The 13,683-nt window shown below is 72.8% G+C and carries 15 protein-coding genes; 12 read left to right on the forward strand and 3 right to left on the reverse strand.

Going from position 1 to position 13,683, the window contains the following annotated elements; all coding sequences use genetic code 11:
* Positions 1-176: 176 nt before the first annotated feature.
* Positions 177-605, reverse strand: a complete 429-nt coding sequence (locus tag AB0I79_RS55055) for a hypothetical protein (RefSeq protein ID WP_357892616.1) — start codon at positions 603-605, stop codon at positions 177-179.
* 394 nt (positions 606-999) lie between these two features.
* Complete coding sequence (locus AB0I79_RS55060; protein WP_357892618.1) at positions 1,000-2,523, reverse strand: hypothetical protein; 1,524 nt, start codon at positions 2,521-2,523, stop codon at positions 1,000-1,002.
* A gap of 644 nt (positions 2,524-3,167) precedes the next feature.
* On the opposite strand from AB0I79_RS55060, the gene AB0I79_RS55065 reads away from it, so the two are divergent.
* From AB0I79_RS55065 to AB0I79_RS55100, 8 genes are all read left to right on the forward strand, one after another.
* Positions 3,168-5,045: an AfsR/SARP family transcriptional regulator gene (locus AB0I79_RS55065; RefSeq protein WP_357892620.1), complete on the forward strand. Its 1,878-nt coding sequence runs from the start codon at positions 3,168-3,170 to the stop codon at positions 5,043-5,045.
* Positions 5,046-5,201: 156 nt separating this feature from the next.
* Positions 5,202-5,402 carry a hypothetical protein gene (locus tag AB0I79_RS55070; RefSeq protein ID WP_357892622.1) on the forward strand — a complete coding sequence of 67 codons (201 nt, stop codon included), beginning with the start codon at positions 5,202-5,204 and terminating at the stop codon, positions 5,400-5,402.
* A gap of 31 nt (positions 5,403-5,433) precedes the next feature.
* A complete protein-coding gene (locus tag AB0I79_RS55075; protein WP_357892624.1) occupies positions 5,434-5,964 on the forward strand; it encodes a MauE/DoxX family redox-associated membrane protein in 531 nt (176 codons plus the stop codon).
* A gap of 9 nt (positions 5,965-5,973) precedes the next feature.
* Positions 5,974-6,483 carry a hypothetical protein gene (locus tag AB0I79_RS55080; protein WP_357892626.1) on the forward strand — a complete coding sequence of 170 codons (510 nt, stop codon included), beginning with the start codon at positions 5,974-5,976 and terminating at the stop codon, positions 6,481-6,483.
* Positions 6,480-8,345, forward strand: a complete 1,866-nt coding sequence (locus AB0I79_RS55085) for an ABC transporter ATP-binding protein (protein ID WP_357892628.1) — start codon at positions 6,480-6,482, stop codon at positions 8,343-8,345. The genes AB0I79_RS55080 and AB0I79_RS55085 overlap by 4 nt, the downstream gene beginning before the upstream one ends.
* Positions 8,342-8,815, forward strand: coding sequence for a S26 family signal peptidase (locus tag AB0I79_RS55090; RefSeq protein WP_357892629.1), 474 nt, complete (start codon positions 8,342-8,344; stop codon positions 8,813-8,815). The genes AB0I79_RS55085 and AB0I79_RS55090 overlap by 4 nt, the downstream gene beginning before the upstream one ends.
* Positions 8,816-8,944: 129 nt before the next feature.
* Complete coding sequence (locus tag AB0I79_RS55095) at positions 8,945-11,041, forward strand: AfsR/SARP family transcriptional regulator (RefSeq protein ID WP_357892630.1); 2,097 nt, start codon at positions 8,945-8,947, stop codon at positions 11,039-11,041.
* Between the two features lie 110 nt (positions 11,042-11,151).
* A complete protein-coding gene (locus AB0I79_RS55100; protein WP_357892631.1) occupies positions 11,152-11,346 on the forward strand; it encodes a hypothetical protein in 195 nt (64 codons plus the stop codon).
* Here the strand turns inward: AB0I79_RS55100 and AB0I79_RS55105 are convergent.
* A complete protein-coding gene (locus AB0I79_RS55105; RefSeq protein WP_357892633.1) occupies positions 11,343-11,693 on the reverse strand; it encodes a hypothetical protein in 351 nt (116 codons plus the stop codon). The genes AB0I79_RS55100 and AB0I79_RS55105 overlap by 4 nt on opposite strands.
* Before the next feature lie 209 nt (positions 11,694-11,902).
* On the opposite strand from AB0I79_RS55105, the gene AB0I79_RS55110 reads away from it, so the two are divergent.
* Genes AB0I79_RS55110 through AB0I79_RS55125 form a run of 4 tightly spaced genes read left to right on the forward strand, consistent with a single transcriptional unit; the run spans position 11,903 to position 13,677 of the window.
* Positions 11,903-12,418: a MauE/DoxX family redox-associated membrane protein gene (locus tag AB0I79_RS55110; RefSeq protein ID WP_357892635.1), complete on the forward strand. Its 516-nt coding sequence runs from the start codon at positions 11,903-11,905 to the stop codon at positions 12,416-12,418.
* A gap of 10 nt (positions 12,419-12,428) precedes the next feature.
* The gene (locus tag AB0I79_RS55115; RefSeq protein ID WP_357892637.1) at positions 12,429-12,947 is read left to right on the forward strand and encodes a hypothetical protein; all 519 of its coding nucleotides are present in this window, start codon (positions 12,429-12,431) and stop codon (positions 12,945-12,947) included.
* Positions 12,948-12,957: 10 nt separating this feature from the next.
* Positions 12,958-13,116 carry a hypothetical protein gene (locus AB0I79_RS55120; RefSeq protein ID WP_357892639.1) on the forward strand — a complete coding sequence of 53 codons (159 nt, stop codon included), beginning with the start codon at positions 12,958-12,960 and terminating at the stop codon, positions 13,114-13,116.
* An 18-nt stretch (positions 13,117-13,134) separates the two neighbouring features.
* A complete protein-coding gene (locus AB0I79_RS55125; RefSeq protein WP_357892641.1) occupies positions 13,135-13,677 on the forward strand; it encodes a hypothetical protein in 543 nt (180 codons plus the stop codon).
* Positions 13,678-13,683: the final 6 nt, after the last annotated feature.

Below are 13,683 nucleotides of genomic sequence, written 5' to 3' on the forward strand. Positions count from 1 at the left end.
CCGTAGGCCATGCACCCCGGGCAGCGTGCCCCCGGCCCGGAATGCAGGCGCCGGCAGGTGGAGCACTCCCTCTTGGCCATGTGCCCACGAGGGGTCTCCGTTGCTGCGGGGCTGGAGCCGGGCGGGCGGCGGCGTGCGGTCGGACCGTCCGCCCGGAGTCCGGTGCGAATCCGGCGTCAGGGGCGCGGTTGGGTGTCCCAGACGATGGAGACGGAGACGCTCGGCCAAGGGAAGCCGATGGCCATTCCGTATTCGCTGGCTCCGAGCTGTTTGGCCGCGTTGGCTTGGACGTGCGCCAAGAGGTTCGTCAGTTCGCGTAGCTTTAGCGCGATCTTCATCGACCAGCCCGCTAGGCTCTGACGTAGTGGGCTTTCTGGACCGTAGAAACGGACGCAAGCGTCTGAGATGAGAGACGCCCATGCATCGACTGCCGCTAGTAGTTCGGTCGGGTCTTGTGCTTGGTTCTCCTCTCTGGTGACGTCTTCGCTGTAACTGCTGCGGATATCGTCCAGCAGCCGTTCGAAGCCGCGTTCGTCTCCCGCTCCTCCGAGTTCGTGAGCGCGTGAAGCGACCTCTCCACGGAGGTCGAGATCGGGCCCGTGCATGTCATCCCCCTGCAAACTGGTTCTTGATCACAGCTTGTGGAGGGGAGGCGGGAATGTCACGTCTGACATGCGGGCGGCCCTGCTCGGAGGGACCCGGCCGCGTGAGCTGCCGGATTTGGACGCCAGGGCGGCGGCCGGTGGCCTGGATGGAGGCCGAACGGGCCAGCCTTCACACGGCAACCGCCTACGCCGCCGACCCTGGCCAGCCCGAGCACGCCGTCGCGATCCCGATGCTGGGGTTCCTGCGGGTACACGGCCGCTGGAAGGGCCATGACGACGGTCGCGGTGCCCATGAGAGCCGCCGGCACTGATAAGGCCATTGCCGCATTTCTCTTCGAGAGCACCGCAGACCGCATGTTTCAGCCCCAGAAGTTACGCCGGGCAGCGTCGCGGGTCAGGCGTTCGGCTTCTCGACGGTGACGACCTGGCTGGCCTCCGCTGGTCCGGTACGGGCGTCGCCGGCCCACCGTACGGTGTAGGTGTACTCGCCCGCCTCCGGCGTGTCGATGAACCGGTACGACCCGAAGTCGCTGACCCTCGCCCGCCACTCGACGGTGTCGCCACCGTCGACGTTGAGACTGCGCCGGACGGTGATGGAGCCCCCTCTCGGCGGAGTGGTGCCATCGGCCTGCAACGTTCCGCTGAAGACCAGCGTCGTGCCGGCGATCGCGCTCGTCGGCCCCGTCAGCGTGATCACGGCCTGGTATCTGACCTCCATGGTGACCGAGGCCTTGCTCCAGCGGTGCTCACCGTCGCCGTTCCAGAGCACGGTGTAGGTGGTCTGCCCGCCGGTCGGGGGCGTGTCGGTGATGGAGAAGGTTCCGTCCGCAGCGGTGGTCGCGCTGGGCAGCGTCGCGGTGGTGCCGTCGGCAAGTGTGCGGGTCACGATGAGGGGCTGCGCGCCCGGGGCCGGTTCGTCGGCGAACGTCAGTTGCCCGGTCATGGTGAACGGTCGCTGCGCCGTCCCGCCGGGCTCCGCCGTCAACGTCAGCGTGCTCGCCGGCAGGGTCGCGTCGTGTATCCGCCACAGGTAGAGGTGGTCGGTGTCCGACTTCACCAGGCTGTAGACGTCCCGGCCGACGTACGCGGTGCTTCCGCTCACCACTTCGCCTTGTGGAGGGGTCGTGGCGTAGACCTCGGTGCCCGAGGCACTGTCGTACAGCGTCATCCCGACGCCCGACGTGCGTCCGCCCGCGATGTAGGCGCCGTCCAGACTGACGGCGACGGAGCTCGGGTAGCCCTCGGCCTCGGGCCCTTTCTCATAGTCGCGCACCTGGGCCAAGGTGGTGGCGTCCCACATGGTGAAGGCGTCCGGGAGCCTGAATGCCGAGATGATGTGCGAGCCGTCCGGGGTGACCGCGATGTCTTCCAGCCCGGCGTTGTAGTTGGTGTGTCCGTCGATCTCGCCGCGCAGGACGGGAGCGGCGCCGCTCACGTCGTAGACGAACAGGTCGGCCGGGCTGCCTGAGAATTCGCCGACCACCAGCGTGTCTCCAGCCGCCGCGATGTACGGGGACGCTTTGAGCAGGGAGGTGTCGGCCACTGCCGGCTGGGACGTCGGTGCGGACAGATCGAAGCCGAGGACGCCGGTGGCGTCGCAGCCGTAGCCGACCCACAGCCGTTCGCCGGTGAGTGCCAGGCTGAAGGGGCATCCGTAGGCGGCGAGGTCGATGCGCCGGGTGATCTCCCGCGTAGCGGTGTCGATCTCGGCCACCTCCTTGGAGCCCTGCAGCGCCGCGTACACACGAGTGCCGTCGGCCGTCATGGCCAGGCCGGAGGCGCCGGACACGCCGGTGATGGTCCCCTGGACCTCGCCGGCCCTGTCGGCGACAACGATGCGATCGTCGATGGACACGACGACCTTGTCGCCTCCGACCACCAGGTCACCGCCATAGGCGAAGGCCCCGAGGTCGGTCATGGAATCCTCGGCCGAGGCCGTGGGGGCCAGGGTGACGAGGAGACCGGCGGTCAAGGCCAGGACGCCGCCTAACGCGGCCGGCCATGATGCGGTGGACCTGCGACGTATCGCGGGTAAGAGGCGCACGTGGTTCTCCGCTCATGAGAGGTGAAGAAGACGAAACGCCCTGATCAAGCCAGACGAGGACATCTCGGGTCAATATCGACGATCAGTAGTTACCAATGATCATCGATGCGGGATCGGTCACCTATGGTGATCGCAGCAGGTCGGAAGTCTGGTAAGTGGCATCAAATCGTGACCATGGTGGGACTCCGGTGGGTAGGCACTTCGCCTGCGCGTGGGAAATGCATTGGGGTCGGTGATGCTGTGGCCGCCCGCCAGATGGCAGCCCGCCTGCGCGGCGACGGCCGCCCCGCCCTCATTACCTCAGCCGCATCGCGGATCCCCTCCGGGGGAGGTCGCGGGCCCGGGAAACCGCTGCTCAACAGGGCAACCTGACAGGAGATTCACCCGGCGGCGACGCCGTGATCAGGGGCTCGGAAAAGACCCGGGATAGCCATTTCCCGGGCGACGCGGTGAGGGTAACTTGGATCTTTGCTCGGGCTGGACTCGGGGTGTCCGGCCGGTGTGAAAGGCGGGATCGATTGCGATTTCAACTCCTCGGCCCGATGCGGATCCAGCCCGCCGGCACGCCGCTGCGCATCGCGGCTCCCAAGCAGCGCACGCTCCTCGCCATGCTGCTCGCGCACGAGGGGCGGCCCGTGCCGGTCTCCTCGCTGGTGGCCGAGGTGTGGGACGAGCGGCCGCCGTCCTCGGCGGTGGCGAACCTGCGGACGTACCTCATGCGGCTGCGTCACCTGCTCTCCCCCGACGGCCACCCGGGCGGGGAGCGGCTGGTCACCTCCGACGGCGGCTACCTGCTGCGGGTGGAGCCCGCCGAGTTCGACCTCGCCCAGTTCGAGGCGTCGTCCGTGCGTGCCCGCCGGTCCCGTGAGCGGGGGGAGCTGGAGGCGGCGCACGACGAGTACGCCGCGGCCCTGGCGCTGTGGCGGGGAACGCCGGTCGAGGACGTGCCGCTGGGGCCGTCCCTGCGCGAGGTCGTCGCCCACCTGACCGAGCGGTACCTGAGCACCGTCGAGGAGTTCACGGAGGTGCAGTTCGCGCTCGGCAGGCACGCGGCGGCGGCCGAGCGGCTGCGCGCGCTGACGGTGCGCCACCCGCTGCGGGAGGGGTTACGCGGGCGGCTCATGGTCGCGCTGTACCGGTGCGGCGACGTGGCCGGGGCGCTCGATGCCTTCCGGACGGCCCGCCAGGCCCTGGCCGACGAGCTCCACGTGGAACCCGGCCCGGAGCTGCGCCGCCTGCACCAGGCGATCCTGCGCCGGGAACCGGACGTGGAACCGCCGGGCGTCCACATCCCCGACCGCCGCCCCCGGCCACGGCCACGGCAGCTGCCCCGGGAACCGGCGGTGTTCACGGGCCGCTCCACCGAACTCTCCCTCGCCACCCAGGCCCTCCGCCGCGACGACCCCCCAGCCGCACCACCGCCCCATGCGACCGGCCCCGCCACGCCGCCGTCCTGGGATGCCGGGAGAGGGCCGCGGGTGCTGGCGCTGCACGGGCCCGCCGGGGCCGGGAAGTCGGCGCTGGCGTTGCGGGCCGCGCACCTGGCCGCCGGGCACTACCCCGACGGCCGCCTCTACTCCGACATGCAGGGTTGCGCCCCCGAGCTGGCCCCGCTGCGGCCCACCGAGGTGCTCGGCCGGTTCCTGCGGGCGCTGGGCGTGCCGCACGGCGACGTGCCGGCCACGCAGGCCGAGGCGGCGGCGGTCTACCAGTCGATGCTGGCCGACCGGCGGGTGCTGGTGTTCCTCGACAACGCCGCCGACGCCGCGCAGGTGGCGCCCCTGCTGCCGGCCGGCGACGGGTGCGCGGCGGTGGTCACGAGCCGTCCCATGCTGAGCACCCTGGACGCCGTGCACGTCTCCGTCGGCCTGCTCGGCCAGGCGGAGTCCGTACGGATGCTGGCCCTGCTCGCGGGCGAGGCCCGGGTGGCCGCCGAGCCTGCGGCCGCGGCCGACATCGCGCTCCTGTGCGGTCACCAGCCGCTGGCGCTGCGCATCGCCGCCGCCCGCCTGGCCGGCCGCCCCGACTGGTCGCTCGCCCGCTTCGCCGAGCGGCTGCGCGACCGCGGGCGCAGGCTCGACGAGCTGCAGACGGCCGGTCTGAGCGTGCGCTCCTCCTTCGAGGCGAGCCTGGCCGCGCTGAAGGAGTGCCCGGGCAAGGACGTCGCGATGCGCGCCTTCCGCCTGTTCGGCGCGGCCGACCTGCCGGAGATCGGCCTGGCGCACGCCGCCGAGCTGCTCGGCGTCGCCGCGGAGGAGGCGGAGGCCGCCCTCGACGAGCTGATGAAGGCCCGCCTGCTGGAGCTGATCGGCGCCGACCGGTTCCGGATGCCCGAACTGCTGCGCATCTTCGCCGGCGAACTCGCCACTCCCCTGAAGCACGCCACCCCGCTGTAGCGCTTCCGGGAAGCGCCTCGGTTCGGGGAGCGCCACCTCGCTGTAGTGGTTTCGGGAGCGTCCCGTCCCGTTGTAGCGGCCGTGTATCTCCCTTGTAGGCCCTCTCCTTACCGTCGTGACCGACTCGCTACGGCGGAAGGAAAGGTGGTTTTCCTCATGACCGCAACCCTGCGCGTCCTCGGCGACCGGGTGCTCGAACGGCTGGTGCCGAGGGCCACGGCGAAGGCGGACACCAGCTACTACAAGCGCTGTGCCTGCTACACCAGCCCGGTCGTCGAAGTCATGAAGCTGTGCCACGTGGTCGGCGGCACGTCCGGATGCACCGGCTGCATCTACTACTTCCTGCGTCCCTGCTGACGGCGGCGCCGGGCGGCCGGGTGGACGAGCGATGACGTTCTATCTGCTGATGACCTGCCGGCTGCTGCTGGCCGGGGTCTTCGTGGTGGCGCTGGCGGGCAAGGTACGCGGCCGTGCCGCCTTCGCGGCGTTCACCGCCTCCATCAGGGCGCTCGGCCTGCTGCCACGGCCCTGGGCAGCGGTGGCGGCGTACGCGCTGGTGGCGGCCGAGCTCGTGACGGCGGCCCTGCTGCTGGCCACCCGCGTGGCGGGGCTCGCCGCGGCGGCCGTGACCCTGGCGGTCATGACCGGCGGCGTCCTGGCCGCGCTGCTCCGGGGGCGGCGGGCGCCGTGCCGCTGTTTCGGTCCCTCCACCCGTCCGCTCGGCCGCACGCACGTGGCCCGCAACCTGCTGCTGATCGCGGTCGCCGGCGCCGGGCTGGCCGCCGGCGGCTCCGGCGACCCCGCCCATCCCGCCGGGCTCGTCCTGTCGGCGGTCGCCGCCGCCGTGGGCGTGCTGATCGTCGTACGGCTCGACGATCTCGCGGCCCTGTTCTCCGCCCCCTCCCACGTCCGGAAGTGAGATCGCCCGATGCCCTTCCTGATCGCCGCCGTCGTCCTGGTCGGCGTGCTGTGCCTGTTCGACCTGCTGCTGACGTTCGCGGTGCTGCGCCGGCTGCGCGAGCACACCGCGGAGCTGGAGCGCCTGGCCGGTGAGCCGCGGACGCTGCCCTACGACCCGTCGTTCCTGATCGGCCGCGCGCTGCCCGGGACGGCCGCGAACACCGAGCCCCGCCCGCGGCTGGTGGCGTTCTTCGACGCCGGCTGCGACACCTGCCACGAGCACGCGCCGGTGTTCGCGGCGGCGGTCCGGCCGGGCATGTCCCTGGCGTTCGTCACCGGCGCGGGCCCGCAGCTGCGCAGCCTGGTGGACGCGGTCGGCGGCGCGGCCACGGTGGTCTCGGGCGAGGACGCGGACGCCGTGGTGGCCGAGCTCGGCATCCAGGCGTTCCCCATGTTCCTGCGGCTCGACGCGGACGGCAGGATCACCCAGGCGGACATGGACGTGGAACGCCTGGCCGAGACGGCCGCGACGGTATGAGCGCGGCGACCGCCGGGGACCTGCCGCGCCGGCCGTTGCGGCACGCCGCCACGGTGGCGCTGCTGGCCTGGCGGGCCGCGCCGGGGCCGGCGGCGTGCCAGCTGGCGGTCACGCTGGTCACCGGCCTGCTGCCGACCGGCACCGTGTGGGGGACGAAGCTCCTCGTCGACGGGCTCACCGCCGCGGACGCGGGCCCGGCCTTCCGCGCGGCCGGGCTGCTCGCCCTGCTCGGGCTGGCGGCAGGGGTCGTGCCGCACGTCACGGCGTACCTGCGGGCGGAGCTCGACCGGCGGCTGGACCGGCTGCTGCAGGACCGGCTCTACGCCTCCGTCACCGGTTTCCAGGGTCTGTCGCGTTTCGAGAGCCCGGCGTTCCTCGACCGGCTGCGCATGGCGGCGGAGGCGACCGGAGGCTCTCTCACACCGTTGACCTCCGGCCTGTTCGACGCCGTACGCAACGTGATCGCGCTGGTCAGCCTGCTGATCAGCCTGCTGGTGCTGAGCCCGGCCATGGCGGGGCTGGTGACGGCGGCGGCCGTGCCCGCCCTGATCGCGCGGATGGCCATGGTCAGGCGGCGCGTCGGGACGCTGGCGGGGCTGTCGGCCACGGCGCGGCGGCAGATCCTGTACTCCTCGCTGATCACCGACGTGAAGGCGGCCAAAGAGGTCCGGATGTTCGGGCTCGGCGGCTTCCTCAAGTCCAGGGTGCTCGGTGCGCTCGCGGCGGCCCAGGAGGGTGAGCGGCGGCTCGACCGGCGGGAGGCGCTCACCCAGTCGCTGCTCGCCCTGCTGTCCACGGCGGTCTCCGGCGCGGGCCTGCTGTGGGCGGTGTCCGCCGCGCTGGACGGGCGGCTGAGCCTGGGTGACGCCACGGCGTTCGCCGCCGCCGTGGCCGGGACGCAGGCCGCGCTCGTCGGGCTGGTCGAGACCGTGGCCGGCGCGCATCACGCGCTGCTGCTGTTCGGCTACCACGCCGAGGTCACGTCGCTGCCGGACGACCTGCCCGCGCCGTCCCGCCGTCCCGGCGAGCTGCCCGCGCTGCGGCGCGGCATCGAGCTGCTCGACGTGTGGTTCCGCTACGACGACGCCCATCCGTGGGTGCTGCGCGGCGTCACCCTGACCATCCCGTACGGCGCCACGGTGGCGCTGGTGGGCCTCAACGGCGCCGGCAAGAGCACCCTGATCAAGCTGCTGTGCCGCTTCTACGACCCCTCTCGTGGCTCGATCCGCTGGGACGGCGTGGACCTGCGCGAGGTGCCGCCCGCCGAGCTGCGCCGCAGGATGGGCGTGCTGTTCCAGGACTACATGTGCTACGACCTCACCGCCGCCGAGAACATTGCCATGGGCGAGATCGAGGCGCTGCACGACCGCCCCCGCATCGAGGGCGCGGCGCGGCTGGCGGGCGTGCACGACGTCGTGCGGGCGCTGCCGCGCGGCTACGACACGATGCTGAGCCGCATCTTCTTCCACGAGGAGGAGGAGGAGGCGGACGAGGCCGGGGTGGTGCTCTCCGGCGGGCAGTGGCAGCGGCTGGCGCTGGCCCGCACCCTGCTCCGCGAGGGCCGTGACCTGCTCGTCCTCGACGAGCCGAGCGCCGGCCTGGACGCCCGCGCCGAGCACGAGATCCACACCCGCCTGGCCCGGCACCGCGCCGGCCGCACGAGCCTGCTCGTCTCCCACCGGCTCGGCGCGGTACGGGCGGCGGACCTGATCGTCGTCCTGCGCGACGGGGAGATCGCCGAGCGGGGCACGCACGACGAGCTGATGGCCGACGGTGGCGGTTACGCCGAGCTGTTCGACCTGCAGGCCAGGGACTACCTGGCCGGGGCCGCCGTCACCGAGGTTCACGAGGGGTGCCGATGAACGCGGCCGGATGGGTGCTGTGCGGGGTGTCCGCGGCGGGGCTCGCGCTGGTCGCGGTCCTGTGGCGGGCACGCCGCGCCTACGTGGTGGTCACCGTGGAGGGCTCCAGCATGGCGCCGGCGCTGGCGGACGGCGACCGGGTCCTGGTACGGCGGCGGCGGGCCGGGCAGGTGCGCCGGGGCGACGTCGTCGTGCTCGAGCCGCCGCTGGACCCGTCCGGCCCGTACCAGGCGGGGCCGCCCGCGGCGGACGGGAGCCGCTGGAACATCAAACGCGCCACCGCCCTCCCCGGCGACCCGCTGCCGCCGGGGGTGCCCGCGCCCGGCGGGGTGGACCGGGTACCGGCCGGGACGGTGGTCGTCCTCGGCGACAACCCCCTGGACAGCATCGACTCCCGCCACCGCGGCCTCTTCCCCGCCGACCGGATCCTCGGGGTGGCACTACGCAGGCTGAACGGCCCGGCCAGGTAGACGCACCGGACAAGGCGGCATCAGCCGAGCGGCATCAGGCGGGCGACATCACCCGAGCGACATCAGCCGAGCGGCATCAGGCAGGGGACATCAGGCACGCGACATCAGGCCGGTGACGGAAGCAGACACGTGAGGTTCCAGCTGCTCGGGCCCCTCCGCGTCCAGCCGACGGGGACGCCCATCCAGATCTCGGCGCGCAAGCAGCGCACCGTCATCGCCATGCTGCTCGCGCATGCCGGACGCGCCGTGCCGATCCGTTCCCTGGTGACGGAGGTCTGGGACGGCTGCCCGCCGCGCTCGGCCGTGCCGAACCTGCACACGTACGTCATGCAGCTGCGTCACGTCCTGTCGGCCGCCGATCCCCCGGCGGGCAGCCGGCTGGTGACCTCCGACGGCGGCTACCTGCTGCTGGTCGAGCCGCCCGAACTGGACCTGTTCCTGTTCGAGGAGCAGCTCGCGCGGGCCAGGAAGGCCTTGTCCGGCAAGGACCTCGGGGCGGCGGAGGCGACGTACGCGCACGCCCTCGGGATGTGGCGCGGCACCCCCGCCCAGGACGTCCCCCTCGGTCCGGCCCTGCGCAACGTGGTCGCCGACCTGACCGACCGCTACCTGAGCACGGTGGAGGAACACATCGACGTCCAGCTGGCACTCGGCGCGCACCGGGCGGCCGCCGGACGGCTCCGCGCCCTGACCGGGCGGTACCCGCTGCGCGAACGCCTCCACGCCCAGCTCATGCTGGCGCTCTACCGCTGCGGCGACATGCCGGGAGCCCTGGAGGCGTTCTCGGCGGCCCGCCACGCCCTGGCGGAGGAGCTGGGCCTGGACCCGGGCGCCGAGCTGCGCCGCCTCCACCGGGCGATCCTGAACCATGACGCGGACCCGGGCCCCGCAGGCGTTCTCGCGGGCGTCTCGGTCATCAACCTCCGCGGCAACCACCCGGCCCAACGCCCCCGCCTCTTGCCCCCGATCCCACCGACCTTCGTCGATCGCCCCCAGGTACTCGTGCTCGCCACAACCGCCCTGGGCGCACCGCCCCCGGCGGACCAGCGGAGGGAACGGACGCCCAGCCCGGCCCACCCCCCGGACGCCCAGGCGATCCGGCACCACGCCCCGGACGGGCCCTGGGACGTGCGGGCGGCGGTCCCGCCACACGACCGGGACGAGCCACCGGTCCGCCGGACGGCCGGACCCCATGACCCGGGTGGGCCCCAGGCCACTCAGACGGTCGCGCCGCACGACCCGGATGGCGCCCCGGCCGGCCAGGACGGCGTGGGCGGGGTGCGGGTGGTGGCGTTGCACGGGGGCGGCGGGAACGGGAAGTCGGCGTTGGCGCTGCGGGTGGCGCAGCGGGTGGCCGGGCGGTACGCCGACGGCCTGCTCTACGCCGACCTGCGGGGATCGAGTGCCGGCGTACCGCCCGCGCGGCCGGTCGAGGTGCTCGGGCATTTCCTGCGCGCGTTGGGTGTGCCGGGTCGTGAGGTGCCGGTGACGGAGGCCGAGGCGGCGGCCCTGTACCGGTCGATGCTGGCCGGTCGCAGGGTCCTGGTGGTGCTCGACAACGCGACCGGTGCCGCGCAGGTGGCGCCGCTGGTCCCGCCGGGCGACGGGTGTGCCGCGCTGGTCACCTGCCGGGGAGTGCCGGCGACCCTGGACGCGGTGCCGATCGCGGTGGGCCTGCTGGAGGAGGCGGAGGCCGTACGGCTGCTGGCGTTGCTGGCGGGCGGGCCCCGGGTGGCCGCCGAGCCCGGGGCGGCGGCGGATGTGACCCGTTCGTGCGGCTACCTCCCGCTGGCGGTGCGGGCGGCGGGCACCCGGCTGGCCGGGCGCCCGGACCTGTCCCTGGAGACCTTCGCCGCACGGTTACGGGACCGGGGCAGCCGCCTGGACCTGCTGCCGGGTGTCCGTTCCTGTTTCCGGGCTGGTTACGATCAGCTGTCCGAGCGGTCGGACGCGGCCCGGGCCTTCCGGTTGCTGGGCGCGCTGGACCTGCCCGAGGTCGACGTGGCGGTGACGGCGGCGCTGCTGGGGGTGCCGGCGGGGCCGGCGGAGGCCGCGCTCGACGTGCTGGTCGAGCTCCGCCTGCTGGAGCCCGCGCCCGGTGGCCGACTGCGCATGCACGACCTGGTCAGGCTGGTGGCGGCAGAGCTGTGCGCCATCCGCGACACCCCCGAGGAGCGATCCCGGGCCCTGCGACGGGCCCGGCGGGCGACCCTGCGGCACGGATAGCGACCACGCCGTACAACCGCTCGCGACCGCGCTGTAGCGCGGGTATACGGGTGGCTGTATGCGGTGCCGATAACTTTCAGGAACACCCCCCGCAGAAGGAGACAATCGCCATGACAGGCGTCCTGGAACGGCTCGGCGACCGCGTGCTCGGCAGGCTCGTGCCCAAGGCCACCGCGAGCGCCGACACCTCCTACTACGTCACCTGCTCCTGCACGAACATGGTGCGCAAGCGCAAGCTGTGCCACGTCGTCGGCGGCACGTCCGGCTGCACCGGCTGCATCTACGTCGACGTCTGGGTCTGCTAGCGCAGGGTGTAGGTGAAGCAGCCCGCGGCGCGGCCGATGCCGACCGTGATGCGCACATGCCCGTCGGGCGGCAGCAGGATCTGGCCGGGGTAGATCTTGTCCTTGGACGGCGAGCCGTCGTCGTTGAGCACGGTGGAGGTCGCGGAGGCGTCGCGCACGTAGTAGGCGACAGTCCCCGACTCGACGTGCTCGACCCGGATCAGCGCCTCGGCCCGCCCCTTGCCGGGATCCTGCGCCACCCACAGCTTGGCCACGCCGCCGCGCTGCTCGCGCAGAACCGCGCCGAACGGCCCGGCCCGTACGCCGCCCGCCGCGGCGCCCTCGTCCCCGGCGCGGTCCGCGTCCACGCAGGGCACCCCGTCGCCGGACGGGGTCGGGGGCGGCGAGACGGACGTCGTCCAGCCCACGGTGCTCGGCGGCGGCTCCTGAGCCGCGGCCTGTTTCTGGGCGGGCGACCCCGCGGAACAAGCGCCTGACAGAAATAGCAACGCCGAGAACGGAAGAAATGCCGACCTTCTCATTCGTCAAAGTATTACCAGCGTCCACGATGATGTCCATGGATGCCGCCGATTTCGCGGGAATAGGTTGCGGGCTGCTCGCCGCGCTTTTCCTGGCGAGCGGCGTGCCGAAAATCAGGCGGCCGTTCGGGCTGGCGCTCGCGCTGATCCGTTTCGGCGTCGTCAAGCGGGTGCGGCCCGGCCTGGGCCGGGCGCTCGGTGTCGTGGAGGTGGCGGCGGGCGTGGCCGTGGCGGTCAGCCCGGTCCTGTTCCCGGCCGCCTTGGCCGCGCTCGCGCTGCTGGTGGCGTTCACCGCGGTGGTCGTGCGGTCGGTGCTGGCGGGGCAGAGCGTGGAGTGCGCCTGCTTCGGCACCGGCGAGACGACCTCGTGGGCGACGGTGGCGCGCAACCTCGTCCTGATCGGCGTCGCGGCGTTCCTCGCCGCCGTGCCGGCGGTCCCGAGCATGGAGCAGCGAATTTCGGGATTGCTCATCGGCGGGGCGATCACGTGTGGATATCTGCTGATTTCCACGCTGGCCGTGCTCAAGCCTTTCAGCGTCCGGATCGACGGGTGAATGGAACGTCATGGGATACACCGCGTTGTTCGTCGTGTGCGCCGTCTGGCTCATTCTGCTTTCGCTCGGCCTTTTGGTCGTACGCCGTGAATTGTCGATTCTGCAGGACCGCGTGGCGGTGAGCGGGGCCGCGCCGGCCGACGGGCTCGCCGTCGGAGCGGTCGCGCCGCCCTTCCCCGGACTGCGCGACAACGACGTGGTCATGTTCTTCTTCGGCGACTGCGAGCCCTGCCACGAGGTGGCGACGGAGGTCGCGCGCTCGTCCGACCCGGCCGGGTTCGCCTGCGTGGTCAGCGACGGCACCATGCCGGGCTCGGCGGAGGGCTTCCGGCGGATCCTGCACGAGGACTCGCGCGCGCTCATCGGCGCGGAGGCCGGCGCCGTCCGTGAACGGTACAAGGTGCACTCGGGCCCGTTCGGCGTGGCGGTGTCGGGCGGCCTGGTGGTGGCCAAGGGCGTGCTGCGGTACGCCGACGACATCGAGCAGCTCTACCACGCCGCCTACGGCCCGGCCCCGGTCGGCAGGTGAGGAGACACCGATGCCCACCCTCCTGACCAGCCCGCGGACCAGACCGGCACTGGCGCTCCTGCCGGCTGTGCTGGGCCTGCTCGCGGGCCATTTCCTGGGGCTGCAGCCCTGGGCCCTGCTCGTCGTGGCCGCGCTCGTCGTGGGGATCGCGCAGCAGACCCTCCCTTGAGGCCCCAACGTGATCATCATGATCACGCGCGCCCGCGTGTCCGGGTGCTTCGGTTCCTCGGTGGTGGCCGGTGCCGTCCTCGTGCTGTCGGCGATGACGGGCGCGGCGCTCGCCGGGGCTTCGGCCGGTCTCCTCGGCGCGGCCGTGGAGCCCTCACTGCGGGCGTTGCTCGCGGTGGCCGCGGTGACGGTCTCCGTCGCCGGCGCGGCGTTCAAGCCGGTCCCCTGGCAGCTGGACCGGGAGACCGACACGCGCTGGCTGGGCTACAACGACTGGCGCACCGCCGCGTACAACGGGTTCGCGCTCGGGCTCGGCTTCACCACGCGCATCGGCTTCTGGCTCTGGTACGTGGTGCCGCTGGCCGCCTTCGCCACGGCCGACCCGCTGCTCGCAGCGGCCGGTTACGTCGTCTTCGCGCTGACGCGGGTGGGCCTGTCCGCGCTGCTCACGTCGATGGACGTGTACGTCTCGGGCGGCATCGCGCGCGCCCGCATGATCACCGATCCGCTGGCCGTCGCCGCGCTCTGCGCGCTCTACCCCGTGCTCGCGCCCCTGCTGTAACCCCCC

Origin of the sequence: Nonomuraea sp. NPDC050202 (genome assembly GCF_040656115.1) — a bacterium.
Lineage (GTDB): Bacteria > Actinomycetota > Actinomycetes > Streptosporangiales > Streptosporangiaceae > Nonomuraea.

Bases quoted from the DNA above. Each gene is read 5' to 3' on its own strand.
- AB0I79_RS55055 (WP_357892616.1), bottom strand. From the start codon at position 605: ATGCACGGGCCCGATCTCGACCTCCGTGGAGAGGTCGCTTCACGCGCT.
- AB0I79_RS55060 (WP_357892618.1), bottom strand. From the start codon at position 2,523: ATGACCGACCTCGGGGCCTTCGCCTATGGCGGTGACCTGGTGGTCGGA.
- AB0I79_RS55070 (WP_357892622.1), top strand. From the start codon at position 5,202: ATGACCGCAACCCTGCGCGTCCTCGGCGACCGGGTGCTCGAACGGCTG.
- AB0I79_RS55075 (WP_357892624.1), top strand. From the start codon at position 5,434: ATGACGTTCTATCTGCTGATGACCTGCCGGCTGCTGCTGGCCGGGGTC.
- AB0I79_RS55080 (WP_357892626.1), top strand. From the start codon at position 5,974: ATGCCCTTCCTGATCGCCGCCGTCGTCCTGGTCGGCGTGCTGTGCCTG.
- AB0I79_RS55085 (WP_357892628.1), top strand. From the start codon at position 6,480: ATGAGCGCGGCGACCGCCGGGGACCTGCCGCGCCGGCCGTTGCGGCAC.
- AB0I79_RS55090 (WP_357892629.1), top strand. From the start codon at position 8,342: ATGAACGCGGCCGGATGGGTGCTGTGCGGGGTGTCCGCGGCGGGGCTC.
- AB0I79_RS55100 (WP_357892631.1), top strand. From the start codon at position 11,152: ATGACAGGCGTCCTGGAACGGCTCGGCGACCGCGTGCTCGGCAGGCTC.
- AB0I79_RS55110 (WP_357892635.1), top strand. From the start codon at position 11,903: ATGGATGCCGCCGATTTCGCGGGAATAGGTTGCGGGCTGCTCGCCGCG.
- AB0I79_RS55115 (WP_357892637.1), top strand. From the start codon at position 12,429: ATGGGATACACCGCGTTGTTCGTCGTGTGCGCCGTCTGGCTCATTCTG.
- AB0I79_RS55120 (WP_357892639.1), top strand. From the start codon at position 12,958: ATGCCCACCCTCCTGACCAGCCCGCGGACCAGACCGGCACTGGCGCTC.
- AB0I79_RS55125 (WP_357892641.1), top strand. From the start codon at position 13,135: ATGATCACGCGCGCCCGCGTGTCCGGGTGCTTCGGTTCCTCGGTGGTG.